Genomic DNA, 15,303 nt, shown 5'->3' on the forward strand with positions numbered 1-15,303 from the left:
TTATTTGCCCCAGTCGTCGCAGAGCTGCTGCGCCTCGCGCAGGTTCAGCTTGTCTTCGTAAATCGCGCGGCCGGTGATCGCGCCGTAGATATCGCCGGCTTCAAGCAGCTCGCGCACATCGTCAATACAGCTGACGCCACCGGAGGCGATCACCGGAATATCCACCGCGCGCGCCAGTTCCAGCGTGACCGGCACATTGACCCCCTGCATCATGCCGTCGCGGGCGATATCGGTGTAGACGATGGCGCTGACACCGCAGTCGGCGAAGCGCTTGGCCAGCTCGGTAGCCTGCTGGTCGGACACCTCGGCCCAGCCCTCGGTGGCTACCAGGCCATCCTTCGCGTCCAGGCCGACGATGATGTGGCCCTCGAATTCGCGACAGGCTTCTTGCACCAGGTGCGGGTTCTTTACCGCGGCGGTGCCGATGATGGCCCAGCGCACGCCGGCGTCCAGGTATTTCTCGATCGTGTGCAGGTCGCGGATACCGCCGCCGATCTGCACCGGCAGGTCGGGAAACTGCTTTGCAATCGCGGTAATCGCCTCCCCGTTGACCGGGTTGCCGGCGAAGGCGCCGTTCAGGTCTACCAGGTGCAGGCGGCGCGCGCCCTCGTCGACCCAGTGCTGGGCGGTGGCGAGCGGATCGTCGGAGAAGACAGTGGCGTCTTCCATTTCACCCTGGCGCAGGCGCACGCACTGGCCGTCTTTCAAGTCAATTGCGGGAATTACGATCATGGTCTGTCTTCAGGTCTGCGGTGAATTGGATTTGCGTGGAGAAATGAGTTCAGGCCTTGCCGTTCCAGCCGACAAAATTCTTCAGCAGCAGCAGGCCGGCGTCGGCGCTCTTCTCCGGGTGAAACTGGGTGGCGAAGACATTGTCCCGCGCCACCGCGGCCGCCAGCGACACGCCGTAGTCGGTGCGCCCGGCAATGGAGGCGTTATCGTCGGCCGGCACATAGTAGCTGTGCACGAAGTAGAAGCGGCTGCCGTCGTCGATCCCGGCCCACAGCGGGTGCGCGCGGGTCTGGGACACCTGGTTCCAGCCCATATGCGGGACTTTTAGCCTTGAGCCGCCGGCGCCCAGCCTTGAGCCGCGGGCGCCATCTGTTCCCGTTTCATACAGGTCACTGCCGAAAAACTTCACCGGCTCGGGAAACAGCCCCAGGCAGTCGACACCGTTGTTCTCCTCGCTGCGCCGCATCATCAGCTGCATACCGACGCAGACGCCGAGCACCGGCACGCCGGCATCGATGGCGCCGCGCAGCAGCGGCTCGAAGCCGGCGTCGACAAAGCCCGCCATGCAGTCGCGGATCGCACCCACGCCGGGCACCAGCAGGCGGTCGGCGCCGGCGGCCTGTTGCGGCGTCGCCGCCAGCACCACCTCGTCCTCGGGCGCGACCCGCTGCAGCGCGCACTGCACCGAGTGCAGGTTGCCCATGCCGTAGTCGAGTACCGCGATCTTCTGCCGTGCGGCCATCACAGCACGCCTTTGGTGGACGGCATGGTGCCGGCCATGCGCGGATCCGGGGTCAGCGCCATGCGCAGCGCGCGGCCGAACGCCTTGAATACCGTCTCCACCTGGTGGTGGGCATTGTGGCCGCGCAGGCAATCGATGTGGACGGTCACCAGGGCGTGATTAACGAAGCCCTGGAAAAATTCGTAGAACAGCTCGGTATCGAACTTGCCGATACGCTTCTGGGTAAACGGCACGTTCATGATCAACCCGGGGCGGCCGGAAAAGTCGATGACGACTCTCGACAGCGCCTCGTCCAGCGGTACATAGCTGTGGCCGTAGCGGGTCATGCCCTTCTTGTCGCCCACCGCCTCGGCAATGGCCTTGCCCAGGGTGATGCCGATGTCCTCCACCGTATGGTGGTCGTCGATCTCGATATCGCCATTACAGGTGATATCGAGATCGATCATACCGTGGCGGGCGATCTGGTCGAGCATATGCTCCAGGAACGGCACGCCGGTATTGAACTGGCCGCGGCCGTCGCCGTCGAGATTGAGGCTGACCTTGATCTGGGTCTCCAGGGTGTCGCGGTTGACGCTGGCAGTGCGCATCGGCGGTAACATCCTTTTGTCGGGAAGGGTTTCAGGCATTTGAGACAGAGGGCGCGAATTATAGGGCGAAACGCCGCCGCTGTGGCCGGTTAGTGACAGATGAAACTTGATTCGTCACGGCGAGTATCTATGATACGCCCCATGAATATGTACCGCCGCCCCGGGTCCCGCTTCTGGACCGCCCTGTTGTTGCTGTTCGCGCTGTTTGCCGCGCAGCAGCTGGTGGCCGAGCATATTCATCTGGACAAGAAGCCCACAGAGTTCTGTAACCTCTGCTTCAATCACATGCCCGCGGCGGCCGAACGCGCCTTCCAGTTGCCACAACCGGCGCCGCTGGTCACTTACCGCGAACAGAGCGCCCCGGTTCCGCGCGATTGCCAGCCGGAACGCCAGAGCGCGCGCGGCCCTCCCGCCCCCCTGCAATACACAGCCTGAAAAACCCGATTCCAGATTTCCGGTGGTGACGCGATCTTGCGCGTCGCTGCCCTGTATTGCAGGTAAAATGCCATGAATAACATCCGCAAACTGGCCCTGGCCATTGCCAGCGCCGTTTCTGTCTCCGCCGTGCCCGCCGTTTACGCCGCCGGCGACGAGACGCTCGAAGAAGTCAACGTGACCGTCTCGCCGCTCGAGCAATCCGCCGACGCGGTGGCCGCACCGGTGTCAGTACTGTCCGGCGACAAGCTGCGCAACGCCGCCTCCTCCACTCTCGGCCAGACCCTGAAGAGCCAGCTGGGCGTGGCCGATGCCTCCTTCGGCGGCGGCGTCGGCCTGCCGGTAATCCGCGGCCAGAGTGCCAACCGGGTCAAGGTGCTGAACGACAACCTGGACAGCGCCGATGCTTCCAATACCAGCTCCGACCACGCCGCCACCATCGAGCCGCTGCTGGCCAAGCGCATCGACATACTGCGCGGCCCGGCCACGCTGCGCTACGGTAGCGGCGCCATCGGCGGCGTGGTCAATGTCACCGACGGCCGCATCCCCAGCGAGCAGCCGGAGCAGCTCGAAGGCGCGGTGGAAATGCGCCACGACACCAGCAACAACCAGAATGCCGAGGTGTTCCGCCTGTCCAACGGCCTGGGCGAGCACCTGGCCTGGTATGTGGACGGCGTCTACCGCGAGAACGGCGACACGCAGATTCCCGGCAAGGCCCTCGACCGCGAGGCACTGCAGGACAGCGGCAGCAACTTCAACACCGACGGCCATGTCGCCAACACCAATGCCCGCGCCAAGAGTGGCAGCGGCGGCATTTCCTGGATCAGCGACAGCGGCTACCTGGGCCTGTCGGTCAATCACCTGGCGAATAACTACGGCATCCCGCCGGGCGCGGAGCCCGGCGCGCCGGCAGACGCGGCGCCGGACCCCGTGCGCATCGATATGCAGCAGACCCGCTACGACGTCAAAGGCGAGCACCGCTTCGACGGCGACTACTGGGACAAACTGCTGTTCCGCCTCGGCTACACCGACTACCAGCACGTGGAACTGGAGGACGGCAACCCCGGTACCCGGTTCACCAACAATACCTGGGAGAGCCGCGTCGAGCTGACCCATGGCGGCGACACCTGGCGCGGCGCCTACGGTTTGCAGCTGTCCAACAAGGACTTTGCCGCGCTGGGCGAAGAGGCCTTCGTACCGCCGTCGGTCACCCAGAGCGCCGGCGCCTTCGTGATGAAAGAGCGCGACTGGGACCAGTGGCACCTGGATCTGGGCGGCCGCCTGGAACACGTGTCGGTGGACCCGAACAACGGCGACGCACAGGACTTCGGCCTGACCAGCGCCAGCGGCGCGGTACAGTACTTCCTCGGCGACCACCAGCACCTCAGCCTCGGCCTGGCCAGCGCCGAGCGCGCCCCGGTACAGGAGGAACTCTTCGCCGACGGCGTGCATGTGGCCGAGGGCCGCTACCTCCTCGGCAACCGCGGCCTTTCCAAGGAGAACTCGGTCAATCTGGAGCTGGGCTACCACCACCACAATGAAGACGCCAGTGGCTGGCACGCGGCCAAACTGAGCGCGAGCGTGTATTACAACCATATCGGCGACTATATCTACGCCCGCGATACCGGCATGAACGATCCGGAAAGCGGCCTCGGCATCTTCAACTACACCAACCGCGACGCCCATTTCTACGGCGCCGAGGCCTCGCTGGAGATTCCGCTGCGGGATGCACTGCGCCTGACCCTGTTCGGTGACAGCGTGCGCGCCGCGTTCGACGACCGGATCCCCGGCCAGAGCCGCGACGTACCGCGCCTGCCGCCGCTGCGCTTCGGCTTCGCCCTCGGCGGCGACTACGACCAGTGGAACTGGAACCTGCGCACGACCCGAGCCACTGCCCAGGACCGGCCCGGCGCCTTCGACACGCCCACCGACGGCTATACCCGCGTGGACCTCACCGCCCAGTACGACCTGCCGGTGGGCGATAACAACGCCACCGTGTTCGTCAATGCCAACAACCTGCTCGACGACGAGATCCGCAACTCCACCTCGCTGCTGCGCAATTACGCGCCGGACGCCGGCCGCAGCATCGAAGCCGGTGTGCGGTTTATTTTCTAGGGCACAACTGCTTCAATATTCCCCTCTGTGCTCCCCGCCCATTCGGGCGGGAGCCATTTCGCCTACAATAGCCCCCATAACCGTATAAAGAAGAGAAGTGCCCGATGGAACACCGGCGTACCGCCGGCATCTCAATTTCCAGTAACAGCGGCAATTCTCGAAAGACTACAGGGATATTCCTTTACATGGCCTGGATCAAGCGCACACTCATCGCCCTTCTCGTCATCGTCCTGCTGCTCGCCGGCGCCGTCGCCTGGCTGCTGGCCGGCCTCGACGTCAACCAGTACAAACCGCAACTCGAGCAGCTGGCCGCTAAGCAGGGCATTGCACTCAAGCTCGACGGCGATATCGGCTGGCAGCTGTGGCCGAACATCGCGCTGAAGCTGGAAGGCGTGCAGCTGGCACCACTGCCGCAACCGGAACAGCCGCTGGTGCGCGCCGACAAGGTAGCGGTGGGGGTAGCGGTGATGCCACTGCTGAAACGGCACATCGAAGCCAAGGAAATTGTGCTGCTGGGCCCGCAGATCGATCTCAGCGTGGACAAGAACGGCCGCGGCAACTGGGAACTGCTCAGCGACGCCATGGAGGCGAAGAAGAAACAGGCCGCGGGCGAGCCGCCCAAGCTGAAGGTGCCCGCGCAAAGCGCCGAGAAACCGGCGCAACAGTTGCACCTGGCGCTGGAGAAACTGCGCATCGAAGACGGCCAGCTGCGCTACCGCGACGCCAGCAACAACAGCGAATATCGCGTGGATAAACTGAGTGTGGCCGCCGACAACCTGGAGCCCGGCGGCGAACCCGGCCACGTGCGCGCCAGCGCCGAGATCAGCGGCAGCGCGCTGAAACAGCCCGTCGACCTGGACCTGGACAGCACCCTGGCCCTGGACGAGGGTCTCAACGGCCTGCGCCTGCAGCCAGCCAAACTCAAGCTCACCAGTGGCGAGGCCGCGGCCGAGCTGAACCTGCGCGGCCACGTGCGGCGCAGCGCCGCGGAAAAACCCTGGCAGGTGCAGATGAACATCAAGGCGCAGGCGAAACCGCTGCGCCCGTGGCTGGCGGTCACCGGCACCGAACTGGTCACCCAGAGTGCCGAGGCGCTGAATCAGTTCAAACTCGAAACCAGCGTCGAAGGCAGCGAGCGCAAACTCGACCTGACCCCGCTGCAGCTGACCCTGGATAACACCACCTTCGCCGGCAGCGCCCAGCTGCGCAATGGCGATATGCCCGGTATCGACCTGACCCTGCGCGGCGGCGCCATGGTGCTCGACGACTACCTGCCACCGCCGGCGCCAGAAGCGGCAGAGGCCGCCAAGCCCGAGCAAACCCCGTCGGCCAAGCCGACCCCGCTGCCGCTGACCGCCATGCGCGGCTTCGAGGCCAACCTGGACCTGTCGCTGCAGCAGCTGCGCGCCGTGGACCTGCAGCTGGATCGCCCGCAGTTGCAGCTGACCGTGGACAACGGCCTCTACCAGCTGCAGAAACTGTCCGCCGACCTGTACGGCGGCCAGCTGAACACCAACGGCAAGTTCAACGCCCGCGCCCAGTCCGCGCAGGCGGAACTGAGCGGTGGCCTCGCCGATGTGGAAATCTCCAAGGTACAGCAGGCGCTGTTCCCCAGCGACCGGGTCAAGGTCTCCGGCCGCACCACCGTCAACTGGGCCGCGCGCACCAGCGGCCGCGACACCGCCGAACTGCAGAAAAAGCTGCGCGCCGCCGTACAGCTGTCGAGCAAGAAGCTGTCGCTGGCACCGTTCAACCTGGAAAAGGGCATGTGCCAGCTGGTCAGCTACGCCGAGAAGACCCCTCTGCCGGAGCGCGATTGGCCGGCCAGCACCCGCCTGCAGGATGTGCGCGCCAACATCACCATCGAGGGCGACCAGGTCAAGGTGCAGGAAATCCTCGCCGGCGTGGAAAATATTGCGCTGACCGGCGACGGCACCGTCGACCTGAAAAAGGCCGATTTCGACTTCGCACTGGGCCTCGCGCTGACCGGCGAACGCACCTCCGCCGACGGCTGCAGCGTGAAGAACGACCGCTGGCGCAACCGCCCGCTGCCGCTGCGCTGCAAGGACAGCTTCAAAGACGCCGGCGCCGCCAGCTGCAAACCCGACAGCCGCCGCCTCGACGACCTGGTGCGCGACGAACTGAAGTACAAGGCCAAAAAGAAGTACGGCGGCAAGGTGAAGAAAAAGGTCGAGGAGCTGAAAGACAAGCTCAAGGGCCTGTTCGGCAACTGAGCCTCGGCACCAGCGCGGGTACGCCGGGCCAGTGGCCCGGCGCCCGCCTTCCCTCGCGGAGCCGCAGGCCTTAGCATGGGCACCCCATGCCGCTGTAACCCGATCCGCCGATGACTCCGAGCCAATTCCAACAAGCCGTCCTCAACTGGTTCGACCGCCACGGGCGCAAGGACCTGCCCTGGCAGCAGGACATCAACCCCTACCGGGTGTGGGTGTCCGAGATCATGCTGCAGCAGACCCAGGTGACGGCGGTCATTCCCTATTTCGAACGCTTTATGGCCAGCTTCCCCACGCTGGAAAGCCTCGCCGGGGCGCCGCTGGACAAGGTGCTCGCCCACTGGAGCGGACTCGGTTACTACGCCCGCGCGCGCAACCTGCACAAGTGCGCGCAGACGGTCCTCGAGCAGCACGGCGGCGAGTTTCCGCGCGATGTCGAGGCGCTGGCCGCACTGCCCGGTATCGGCCGCTCCACCGCCGGTGCCATTGCCAGTATCAGCATGGGACTGCGCGCCGCGATTCTCGACGGCAACGTCAAACGCGTGCTCGCGCGCCTGCACGCCGTACCCGGTTGGCCCGGCCAGACCGCCGTGGCCAGGCAGCTGTGGGAACTGGCCGAGACCTATACCCCGGCCGAGCGCGGCAACCACTACACCCAGGCGATGATGGATCTCGGCGCAACCGTGTGTACCCGCAGCAAGCCCCGCTGCGACGACTGCCCCCTGGCCGCGGCCTGTGAGGGCCACGCCCGCGGCAACCCGCAGGACTACCCGGGCAAGAAACCGCGCAAAGAGAAGCCGGTGCGCACCGCCACCCTGCTGCTGCTCGAATGCGACGGCGACCTGTATCTGCAACAGCGCCCGCCCAGCGGCATCTGGGGCGGCCTGTGGACCCCGCCGCAACTGGACGAAGACGACGGCGGCGACGCCAGCGCACAGGAGTGGCTGGCCGCCCGCGACCTGAACGCCGCACAGGTGCAAGCGCTGCCGCCCCTGCGCCACACCTTCACCCACTTCCACCTGGACATAGCCCCGGTGTGGATTCAGCTGCACCAGCGCCCCCTCCAGGTGGCGGAAGCCGGCGGCGGCTGGTATAAACTGCGCCAGCTCAACCGCCCGCGCGCGGCACAGGAACTGGGCCTGCCGGCCCCGATTGCCAAACTGGCGAAACAGCTGCTGGCCCTGCAGGCGCCACTACTGGCCGACTCCCCGGCACCGTAGTATTTCCCCCCACCCGCTTGCGGGAGAGGGCCGGGAGAGACGGACCAGGAGAGAGGGCCACCGCAGTCCGGCACGCATAGGCCCACTCACAGCCATACACAAACCACGGAGACCTCCATGTCCAGAACCGTATTCTGCCGCAAGTACCAACAGGAACTGGAAGGCCTGGACGCGCCGCCGTTCCCCGGCCCCAAGGGCCAGGACATCTACGACAACGTCTCCAAGAAAGCCTGGCAGGAGTGGATGGCCCACCAGACCATGCTGATCAACGAAAAGCGCCTCAACATGATGGAACCCTCCAGCCGCACCTACCTCAGCGAGCAGATGCAGAAGTTCCTCAGCGGTGAATCCTACGACGCGGCCGAGGGCTATGTGGCCCCGTCGGACGAGGGCCAAGACGACTAAAAAGTGAGCACTCACTCACAGGAAAACTATTTAGCAATCAAAGGCTTGACTCGGCACCGCGGAGCAGGTTTAATACGCGCCTCGCGACGCCGGAGACACTCCGCAATCGCAAAGCCCAGATAGCTCAGTCGGTAGAGCAGGGGATTGAAAATCCCCGTGTCGGTGGTTCGATTCCGCCTCTGGGCACCATACAAAAAAAGCCGCACCCGAAAGGGTGCGGCTTTTTTTGTATCTGTTGTTCTGAGGTGGTTGAGAACCACCGATGTGGTTCGACTAATTGCGCCAGAAATTGGAAACGAGCGCGAACGCGCGACTAATCGGCAGGATTGCCGATTAGCAAAGCGCAGCTTCCCGAACGGCGCCCGCCAGGGAGGGCGTGAATCCCGCAGGGGCGTAATAGCCTTTATGCTGTTCCGATTATTCTGCCTCGACGCAGCCGGCTCTGACTCGTAATACCTCAACCCCAAGAACAACACAACTCAAATCCAAACCACGCCAGCTGAGATCAAACATTCAATCCCGCCCACTTAGCCGGATATCAGAATCGCACTGCTCGTCACATTCACTGCGCATCTTTTCGCGCTCGTTGCGCAGCTCCTCCCGCGCCTGCGACAGCGCAGAGGCAAAGAGCCCGGTCGGTACTGCAACAATGCCCAGCCCGAGCATCAGGATCAAAAAGGTGAACAACTTACCGCCCGCGGTTATCGGATACATATCCCCGTAACCCACGGTGGTCAGCGTAGTGACTGCCCACCACAGACAGTGGAATACAGACTTGAACTGTTGCGGCTGTGCCTGATGTTCAAAGTAGTAAATCCCTACTGCAGAGACATACAGCAGAATACAGGCAACAAATCCAAACAGCAGCAGCTCTTCTTTGATGATCAATAAGGCGCGATGAAACCTTGAAATTGCCTCACTGTACTTGAGCAACTTCAGAATCCTTACCAACCTGAGCAGGCGGAAAATACGCACTGCGCGAAGGTCAAGCCCTGTCATCAGGTAGAAAGGCAATATCGCCATCAAATCTACCAACCCGAAAAAACTGAATACAAATTTCAGTTTTCTCTCTGCCGCTATCAGCCGAATAAGATATTCAATCGTAAAAACACCGACGGTAAATATCTCAAATTTATCGAGCAGGTCTTTCGTCTGGCTGGAAAGATCGGGAATGGTGTCGATTGAGAAGGCGACAAGCGATAAAACGATCAGTGTTTGTATCGACAAAGAAAAGGCTTTTCCGGAAAGGTCAATGCCGCCAAATAAACGTGTGGGGCTTTCTTCAGCTATCATGGGATCTCCGGTGAATGGCGCATATTTCCCCAATCATACAATTATGTTCAAATCCGCACAGTCTTTTTGATCGAGTAAACACCATGCAGCTAACCCCCTTTCACCTCGCCATCCAGGTGCGCAGCATCCACGAGGCCCGCGATTTTTACGGCCAGAAGATGGGCCTGCCCGAAGGCCGCAGTGCCGAGCACTGGATCGACTTTAACCTCTTCGGTCACCAGCTGGTGACCCATCTGAACCCCGCTATCGGTAAATCCGGCCAGGTGTCCGCCATCGCCAACCCGGTGGATGGCCACGGCGTGCCGGTACCGCATTTCGGCGTAGTGATGCAATTCGAGCAATGGCAGGACTTCGCCGAGCGGGCGCGAGGTTTTGTCAGTGAATTCCTGATCGAGCCGCATATCCGCTTTGCCGGACAGCCCGGCGAGCAGGGCACCATGTTTTTTCTGGATCCCAGCGGCAATGCCCTGGAGTTCAAGGGTTTCCGCAATATCGAGGCGGAGCTGTTTGCCCGCTAGCCCTGCGCACCGGGATTCGACAGTAAACTCCGGGGTACAGGAAATACGGTGTTGATTTCCCCCTACCCGTGAAAAGCCGGTAGTATTGACTGGAAGTTTCAAAAATCAACCATACCAACCAGCAGTACGCGGATATACCAACCTCAAAGACAGGAATCACCGATGAATAAGACTATTCTCGCGGCCGTGACCACTGCACTCGTTGCATCCACGGCACTGGCCGAGCAGCCCGATAGCACCAAGAAAGAAAAGGCCGCGCATGATCAGATGCAGGCCCGCCACGAAGCCATGCAATCGATGCAAGAAATGGAAGCCAAGTCCGAAGACGGCGAGGCAATGGCGGAGAAACATCGCCAGATGGCCGCCGAGAAGCATAGCGCGGCAGAGGCAAAACACGACAAGGCCATGATGGCGAAATCCGAAGCTGAGCACGAGGCAATGATGGCCGAGGAGAAGCATCAGAAAGCAGAAAAGATGCACAAAGATATGGAGAAACAGCGCGAGAAAAAGGCCAAGCAGGCCCGCAAGGAGCTGGACAAGGGTTCTGAAAAAGGCCAGGCCAAGCGCGAGGAACACAGCAAGAAGTGGTGGCAGTTCTGGAAGAGCTGATCACCCGTTAACAGACCCAAGCAGGCGGACAGCAAAACTGCCCGCCTGCTTTCTCCCTGTCTACTTTCGCCTGCAAGTATCAAAACCCTAATACCAGGCTCGACTCAAATCATTGCACCGAATAGCGGCGCTCGATGGATGCATTGCAAAGTCATCTGCCAAGACTCTACCAGCCAGAAACCACCAATGTTCCGGTGAATGACGCAGACGTTCTCTCTTTTTAAACTGCGGCCAAATTTTCGTTTGGTGCTTCTTTAATCGAGGAGCGACATTCATCCAGAATGGCTTTATACGCGTTAATTGACCAGTTGAAATTCTCTAGCACTTTCGACTTTTCACTATCCGTAAAAGTCTCCAGAAGCCGTATTGCGCTGTTCACGTGGTCGACGTCTTCTTCTACGTGGATCTTCAAGAAATTCGCAGACCGATCGCCATATGCAGCGCGCACTTCGTTGAATATGTAGGGTCCATGATCCCGGGCCAGGATTTCCAGCATCAACACATACCCCAAAAACGGCCGATCGCCATATTTTCGAATTACTTCGTACTGTTCCCAATAAAAGGTTCGCGTGCTCAACTGTTCACCGTAGTGAACAATATCCGCATCGAGACGACGCAAATCGGACAACGCGATTCTTTCGTGACCATTCTCTTCTTGCCGATGCTCCCTATAGCGCTGAGCGGCTTCAGCATCCGACGCGTAGAACTCGCAGAACTCCAACAATCTGGTGGAATGGCTCGTGTAGTAATAAGTCTGCGCCAGCCAGGATCTATAGAAATTCCGGTTACGCCATGACAACTGCTGTAGATAACCCTCAAGACCGTCAAGCGACAACTGGTTTTCTAAACTCATAATAAATATCTTCTTCTTTGATTAGTTTTTTATTCTTTTTAACTACATCGATTATGTGTGCAGGCGCACTGGCTAGGGCTTTTTTCACATCCGCAGGCAGAAATTCGAAAAAGGTTGCCATTACGTTGTAAACGTGGATCTCACTGCGAAGCGCAGTGCCGCCAGTCGTACTGCATATCCTGTCAATACCCTTGCTGTCGTTGGTGATACTCAACATCTTGTCAAAGCCAACCCGTAGCGCTAACGCATTTCCGGCCAGGACCAATGTATACAACAGCTGCCTGCCGGTCAGTCCCCGATAACGAAAATCGACCGTCGCATTGTTTATGAGTATTCCCCGGCGACCCCGTTCCGCCAACGTGGCTCTGAGTATTCCGTCGGGGATAAGATTAAACCAGCTGTCCTTGCAGGTTGATGAAGGGGCAAGGTCCACCAGCCGGTAGCCGACCAGTGCCGCACAGTGGCCAGTGTCGAAGGCCCCAACCCAAAAGCTTTGACGGGAAAATTCATCGGGATCGATAACTTTTTCCGGTAAATCAAACTGGTTACGGAAAGCATCTTCCCAGACTCGATGCCATGTCTTGTATGCGGACGCACAGAACCCGGCTATCCCGCTGTTCTTGGCAGCACTTGGGAACACCACTATCTCCATCGGAATTCACGGACCTTTACTTTTTATTCCTGGGTCAAATGCCGCACTCAAGAAATGAGAAGGCTGCTCTTTGATAGGGAATTCATACCGCGAGTAATTCAGGCGCTAAAAAGATACGGCGTATTTCGAGGCCAAAATTTATCACTTGATGACCAGGTTCTTCTCTGGCTCATCCGTAAAAATACTTAGACGTAGAATAGCTTCAGACTATATCGCGTGATATAAAACGCGAAAGTTTTGTGACGCACATCACAAACCGAGGGCGACTACAGGAAAGTCATAAATGGCAAATAATAAAGACATGCCTGATATAACCCCCCTAAGGAATGTCTGGAAAAACAATGTAAACAATCTCGGTACTGATCGGGTCGAACTCGACAGGCTCGAAGTCGACAAGCTGATCGCAGCAGCATTCAGCAGTGGCCCCTTCTATTTTTTTATCCTGGACACTACCGGCGCAAACATGTCGCTGGATTATGTCAGCCCCGAAATTGAAGACCTTCATGGGCTGAGGCCGGAAACCGTCAAATTTCAGGATATTCTCGAGCAGACGCACCCGGATGACGCCGACTTTGTTGCCAGAGCAGAGGCCAAGGCATTCGAGATATTGATGAAGCTGCCGCCCGAACGGCGGAACAAATACAAGGTATCCTACTGCTTTCGCTTCAGGGTCCGTGACGGCTCTTTCAGGCTGTTCAGTCATCAGGCCATTATGCTGGCAACGACGAGCGAGGGGCGCCTGTTAAAGTCGCTGAATATCCATACCGACATCAGCCACTTGGCCGAGGCTAACAATTATCGCCTTTCCCTGATTGGCCTGCTGGATGAACCCTCCTACCTGAACATCGACATCGGCCACCAAAGCCTGGAACCAGCACCAAGCCACAAAATGTTCACCAAGCGGGAAGTCGAGGTTATCCAACTGCTGTCGCAGGGTTACACCAGTAGAGATATTGCTGAGGTGCTGCATATCGCGGAAAACACCGTGAAAAATCACCGCAAGAGCATCCTGAGCAAGGCCGGCGCCAAGAATGTCAGCCAGCTGATCGCCAAATGCATTACCGAGGGATTACTTTAAAAAATAGCCCTCAGGGGCTATTGCCGCATCGGGCGCATCGGGGCATCTTATTCACGAGCCCGGGAAACCCCGAGAAATTTCCGGGCTCAGCGGAACAGGGAAGTACCGCTTCACTAATGTTTTATCTTCCGGTGTCAGCGGCTGAACACGCCGATCGCGAAAATCGCAGAGAAGTCACCAAAGGATAAATCGCCAGTAGCGGATCAGGAAAAATCCGTGGCCATCGGATCGGCCACACGCCGCGCCGCTTCCTCGCCGAACAGGCAACCCACCAGCCGCAGGGAAAACGCCATCGCTGTACCCGGCGCCTGGCTGGTAACCAGGTTGCGATCCACCACCACCCGTTCATCGCTCGCCTCCGTCACCAGGCCGCGCAGTTCATCGCGAAAGCCACTGTGACAGGTAGCGCGGTAATCACTGATCAATCCGTGCCGGCCGAGCACGACGGTCGGCGCCGCGCAGATGGCGCCGACCCAGCGACCCGTTGCCAGCTGCGCGGCCAGCAGCTCCGTCAGCACGGCGCTGTTACCGAGATGCTCGGCGCCGGGCATGCCGCCGGGCAGTGCAATCAAATCCCAGACCTGCGCCGCGCAATCATCGATCGCGCAGTCCGCCTCGATCGTCACACCGCGGGACGCCCGCACACGCAGCTGCGGCATGACCGAGGCGAGCGTCACTTCAGCGCCGGCACGGCGCAGTATATCGACCAGGGTGACGGCTTCGATTTCCTCGGAGCCATCGGCGATCGGCACAAGCACACGGGTCATGATCAATCCTCCACGGATGATTAATTGAGATCCACCGCATATTGCCGCAGCAGCAGCAGCGGCACGATTTCCAGTGCCTTCACATGCGTGCGTTGCAGATACACCCGCGGCGCCATACCCTGCTGCTCGGCCTCCAGCCAGCGCGCCGCGCACAGGCACCAGCGGTCGCCGGGGTTGAGACCCGGGAAGCCAAACTCCGGCATCGGTGTGCCGAGATTGTTGCCGCGGCTGTGGGAGAACTGCAGGAACTCCGCCGTCACTTCGACACAGACGGTGTGCGAACCCGCATCCTGTTCACTGGTATTGCAACAGCCATCGCGAAAAAAGCCGGTGACCGGGTCCAGGCCGCAAGGCAGCAGCGGATCGCCGAATACGTTAGTTGAATCTTCCATTTGCATGGCGGTGTGCCCCTAGTGCGGTTCGTTTTTCTGTAGCAATGCGATATCCACCAGTCGCCAGCGCAGGCCGTGGCGCTCCAGGTACAGCCGCAACTGCGGCCGCTGCCCGGAGCCGTAATCGGCCACCGCGCGGTTGAGCCCGGCGAGATGCCAGTGCTGCAGATGCCAGTCGTCACTGGATTCTGCAGGTAATGACGCCGGCGGCGGGCTGTTGATGTCCCCGGCCTGGCGGTAAAGCTCGCGTTCAAATTCCGCCATATCCCGTCCGCCGCGCAACAGCTCGCCGATACCCTCGGGGGTGATCAGCTGCTGTAGTAGCGGGCCAATAAACAGGTTGGCGCCAGCGGTGAACAGCTCGTCCAGTTCCGGCGGAACCGAATCTCCCATGGACTGATGCAGTCGCGCCCGCACCCGCTGCTGCAGGTTGTCGCGCAGCGCGGGGAAGTCGACATAGTGGCGCAGGCGCTCGGTATCCTCGTTGCGCGCGGCCTGTTCCAGTTGTGCCACCGTGTAGCGGGGCAGGGCCACATTGCCGGCGATCAGCACCGCCAGTAATAGTAGCGAAGACCACAACCACTTTTTCATCGCTCTCTCCCTTCAGCCATCACCGCTCGCTGCGGCCCGGCACAAGCCGTCTCTATTTGCGACGATTTTATCGCCACCCGTCG

At 60.5% G+C, this 15,303-nt stretch carries 17 protein-coding genes and 1 tRNA gene; 9 read left to right on the plus strand and 9 right to left on the minus strand.

Going from position 1 to position 15,303, the window contains the following annotated elements; all coding sequences use genetic code 11:
* The 3 genes from hisA to hisB are packed head-to-tail and all read right to left on the minus strand — an operon-like array spanning position 1 to position 2,061.
* Complete coding sequence (hisA, locus tag ABDK11_RS18640) at positions 1–732, minus strand: 1-(5-phosphoribosyl)-5-[(5-phosphoribosylamino)methylideneamino]imidazole-4-carboxamide isomerase (RefSeq protein WP_346838035.1); 732 nt, start codon at positions 730–732, stop codon at positions 1–3.
* Between the two features lie 49 nt (positions 733–781).
* Positions 782–1,474 (minus strand): imidazole glycerol phosphate synthase subunit HisH, encoded by a 693-nt coding sequence (hisH, locus tag ABDK11_RS18645; protein WP_346838036.1) that lies wholly within the window; start codon positions 1,472–1,474, stop codon positions 782–784.
* Positions 1,474–2,061, minus strand: coding sequence for an imidazoleglycerol-phosphate dehydratase HisB (gene hisB / locus ABDK11_RS18650; RefSeq protein ID WP_346838037.1), 588 nt, complete (start codon positions 2,059–2,061; stop codon positions 1,474–1,476). Before hisB ends, hisH begins: the two co-directional genes overlap by 1 nt.
* A gap of 129 nt (positions 2,062–2,190) precedes the next feature.
* Here hisB and ABDK11_RS18655 point away from each other — a divergent pair, with 129 nt between their 5' ends.
* From ABDK11_RS18655 to ABDK11_RS18680, 6 genes are all read left to right on the plus strand, one after another.
* Positions 2,191–2,496, plus strand: a complete 306-nt coding sequence (locus tag ABDK11_RS18655; protein WP_346838038.1) for a hypothetical protein — start codon at positions 2,191–2,193, stop codon at positions 2,494–2,496.
* 72 nt (positions 2,497–2,568) lie between these two features.
* Positions 2,569–4,611, plus strand: coding sequence for a TonB-dependent receptor (locus ABDK11_RS18660; protein WP_346838039.1), 2,043 nt, complete (start codon positions 2,569–2,571; stop codon positions 4,609–4,611).
* Positions 4,612–4,796: 185 nt separating this feature from the next.
* On the plus strand, positions 4,797–6,845 hold the full coding sequence (locus ABDK11_RS18665; protein ID WP_346838040.1) for an AsmA family protein: 2,049 nt from the start codon (positions 4,797–4,799) through the stop codon (positions 6,843–6,845).
* A 110-nt stretch (positions 6,846–6,955) separates the two neighbouring features.
* Positions 6,956–8,062 (plus strand): A/G-specific adenine glycosylase, encoded by a 1,107-nt coding sequence (gene mutY / locus ABDK11_RS18670; protein WP_346838041.1) that lies wholly within the window; start codon positions 6,956–6,958, stop codon positions 8,060–8,062.
* A 117-nt stretch (positions 8,063–8,179) separates the two neighbouring features.
* The gene (locus ABDK11_RS18675; protein WP_346838042.1) at positions 8,180–8,467 is read left to right on the plus strand and encodes an oxidative damage protection protein; all 288 of its coding nucleotides are present in this window, start codon (positions 8,180–8,182) and stop codon (positions 8,465–8,467) included.
* Between the two features lie 113 nt (positions 8,468–8,580).
* Positions 8,581–8,656: transfer RNA gene (locus ABDK11_RS18680), tRNA-Phe, on the plus strand.
* Between the two features lie 324 nt (positions 8,657–8,980).
* Here ABDK11_RS18680 and ABDK11_RS18685 read toward each other — a convergent pair.
* Positions 8,981–9,760: an ion transporter gene (locus tag ABDK11_RS18685; RefSeq protein ID WP_346838043.1), complete on the minus strand. Its 780-nt coding sequence runs from the start codon at positions 9,758–9,760 to the stop codon at positions 8,981–8,983.
* An 83-nt stretch (positions 9,761–9,843) separates the two neighbouring features.
* On the opposite strand from ABDK11_RS18685, the gene ABDK11_RS18690 reads away from it, so the two are divergent.
* Together ABDK11_RS18690 and ABDK11_RS18695 are read left to right on the plus strand one after the other, a co-directional pair.
* Entirely contained in the window at positions 9,844–10,278 is a 435-nt protein-coding gene (locus ABDK11_RS18690) for a VOC family protein (protein WP_346838044.1), read from the plus strand.
* A gap of 162 nt (positions 10,279–10,440) precedes the next feature.
* Complete coding sequence (locus tag ABDK11_RS18695) at positions 10,441–10,887, plus strand: hypothetical protein (protein ID WP_346838045.1); 447 nt, start codon at positions 10,441–10,443, stop codon at positions 10,885–10,887.
* 220 nt (positions 10,888–11,107) lie between these two features.
* Here ABDK11_RS18695 and ABDK11_RS18700 read toward each other — a convergent pair whose 3' ends face one another.
* Entirely contained in the window at positions 11,108–11,740 is a 633-nt protein-coding gene (locus tag ABDK11_RS18700) for an iron-containing redox enzyme family protein (protein ID WP_346838046.1), read from the minus strand.
* Positions 11,712–12,392, minus strand: a complete 681-nt coding sequence (locus tag ABDK11_RS18705; protein WP_346838047.1) for a hypothetical protein — start codon at positions 12,390–12,392, stop codon at positions 11,712–11,714. Before ABDK11_RS18705 ends, ABDK11_RS18700 begins: the two co-directional genes overlap by 29 nt.
* A gap of 283 nt (positions 12,393–12,675) precedes the next feature.
* On the opposite strand from ABDK11_RS18705, the gene ABDK11_RS18710 reads away from it, so the two are divergent.
* Positions 12,676–13,470, plus strand: a complete 795-nt coding sequence (locus tag ABDK11_RS18710; RefSeq protein ID WP_346838048.1) for a LuxR C-terminal-related transcriptional regulator — start codon at positions 12,676–12,678, stop codon at positions 13,468–13,470.
* 203 nt (positions 13,471–13,673) lie between these two features.
* Here the strand turns inward: ABDK11_RS18710 and ABDK11_RS18715 are convergent, their stop codons facing one another.
* Genes ABDK11_RS18715 through ABDK11_RS18725 form a run of 3 tightly spaced genes read right to left on the minus strand, consistent with a single transcriptional unit; the run spans position 13,674 to position 15,220 of the window.
* The gene (locus ABDK11_RS18715; protein WP_346838049.1) at positions 13,674–14,237 is read right to left on the minus strand and encodes a DJ-1 family glyoxalase III; all 564 of its coding nucleotides are present in this window, start codon (positions 14,235–14,237) and stop codon (positions 13,674–13,676) included.
* A gap of 20 nt (positions 14,238–14,257) precedes the next feature.
* Positions 14,258–14,635, minus strand: a complete 378-nt coding sequence (locus ABDK11_RS18720) for a DUF2237 domain-containing protein (protein WP_346838050.1) — start codon at positions 14,633–14,635, stop codon at positions 14,258–14,260.
* A gap of 12 nt (positions 14,636–14,647) precedes the next feature.
* Positions 14,648–15,220, minus strand: a complete 573-nt coding sequence (locus ABDK11_RS18725) for a DUF2939 domain-containing protein (RefSeq protein ID WP_346838051.1) — start codon at positions 15,218–15,220, stop codon at positions 14,648–14,650.
* Positions 15,221–15,303: the final 83 nt, after the last annotated feature.

Source organism: Microbulbifer sp. SAOS-129_SWC (genome assembly GCF_039696035.1).
Lineage (GTDB): Bacteria > Pseudomonadota > Gammaproteobacteria > Pseudomonadales > Cellvibrionaceae > Microbulbifer.

What these genes read in the sequence shown, in the direction of transcription:
- hisA (WP_346838035.1), bottom strand. Translation starts at nt 732, where the DNA reads ATGATCGTAATTCCCGCAATTGACTTGAAAGACGGCCAGTGCGTGCGC.
- hisH (WP_346838036.1), bottom strand. Translation starts at nt 1,474, where the DNA reads ATGGCCGCACGGCAGAAGATCGCGGTACTCGACTACGGCATGGGCAAC.
- hisB (WP_346838037.1), bottom strand. Translation starts at nt 2,061, where the DNA reads ATGCGCACTGCCAGCGTCAACCGCGACACCCTGGAGACCCAGATCAAG.
- ABDK11_RS18655 (WP_346838038.1), top strand. Translation starts at nt 2,191, where the DNA reads ATGATACGCCCCATGAATATGTACCGCCGCCCCGGGTCCCGCTTCTGG.
- ABDK11_RS18660 (WP_346838039.1), top strand. Translation starts at nt 2,569, where the DNA reads ATGAATAACATCCGCAAACTGGCCCTGGCCATTGCCAGCGCCGTTTCT.
- ABDK11_RS18665 (WP_346838040.1), top strand. Translation starts at nt 4,797, where the DNA reads ATGGCCTGGATCAAGCGCACACTCATCGCCCTTCTCGTCATCGTCCTG.
- mutY (WP_346838041.1), top strand. Translation starts at nt 6,956, where the DNA reads ATGACTCCGAGCCAATTCCAACAAGCCGTCCTCAACTGGTTCGACCGC.
- ABDK11_RS18675 (WP_346838042.1), top strand. Translation starts at nt 8,180, where the DNA reads ATGTCCAGAACCGTATTCTGCCGCAAGTACCAACAGGAACTGGAAGGC.
- ABDK11_RS18685 (WP_346838043.1), bottom strand. Translation starts at nt 9,760, where the DNA reads ATGATAGCTGAAGAAAGCCCCACACGTTTATTTGGCGGCATTGACCTT.
- ABDK11_RS18690 (WP_346838044.1), top strand. Translation starts at nt 9,844, where the DNA reads ATGCAGCTAACCCCCTTTCACCTCGCCATCCAGGTGCGCAGCATCCAC.
- ABDK11_RS18695 (WP_346838045.1), top strand. Translation starts at nt 10,441, where the DNA reads ATGAATAAGACTATTCTCGCGGCCGTGACCACTGCACTCGTTGCATCC.
- ABDK11_RS18700 (WP_346838046.1), bottom strand. Translation starts at nt 11,740, where the DNA reads ATGAGTTTAGAAAACCAGTTGTCGCTTGACGGTCTTGAGGGTTATCTA.
- ABDK11_RS18705 (WP_346838047.1), bottom strand. Translation starts at nt 12,392, where the DNA reads ATGGAGATAGTGGTGTTCCCAAGTGCTGCCAAGAACAGCGGGATAGCC.
- ABDK11_RS18710 (WP_346838048.1), top strand. Translation starts at nt 12,676, where the DNA reads ATGGCAAATAATAAAGACATGCCTGATATAACCCCCCTAAGGAATGTC.
- ABDK11_RS18715 (WP_346838049.1), bottom strand. Translation starts at nt 14,237, where the DNA reads ATGACCCGTGTGCTTGTGCCGATCGCCGATGGCTCCGAGGAAATCGAA.
- ABDK11_RS18720 (WP_346838050.1), bottom strand. Translation starts at nt 14,635, where the DNA reads ATGCAAATGGAAGATTCAACTAACGTATTCGGCGATCCGCTGCTGCCT.
- ABDK11_RS18725 (WP_346838051.1), bottom strand. Translation starts at nt 15,220, where the DNA reads ATGAAAAAGTGGTTGTGGTCTTCGCTACTATTACTGGCGGTGCTGATC.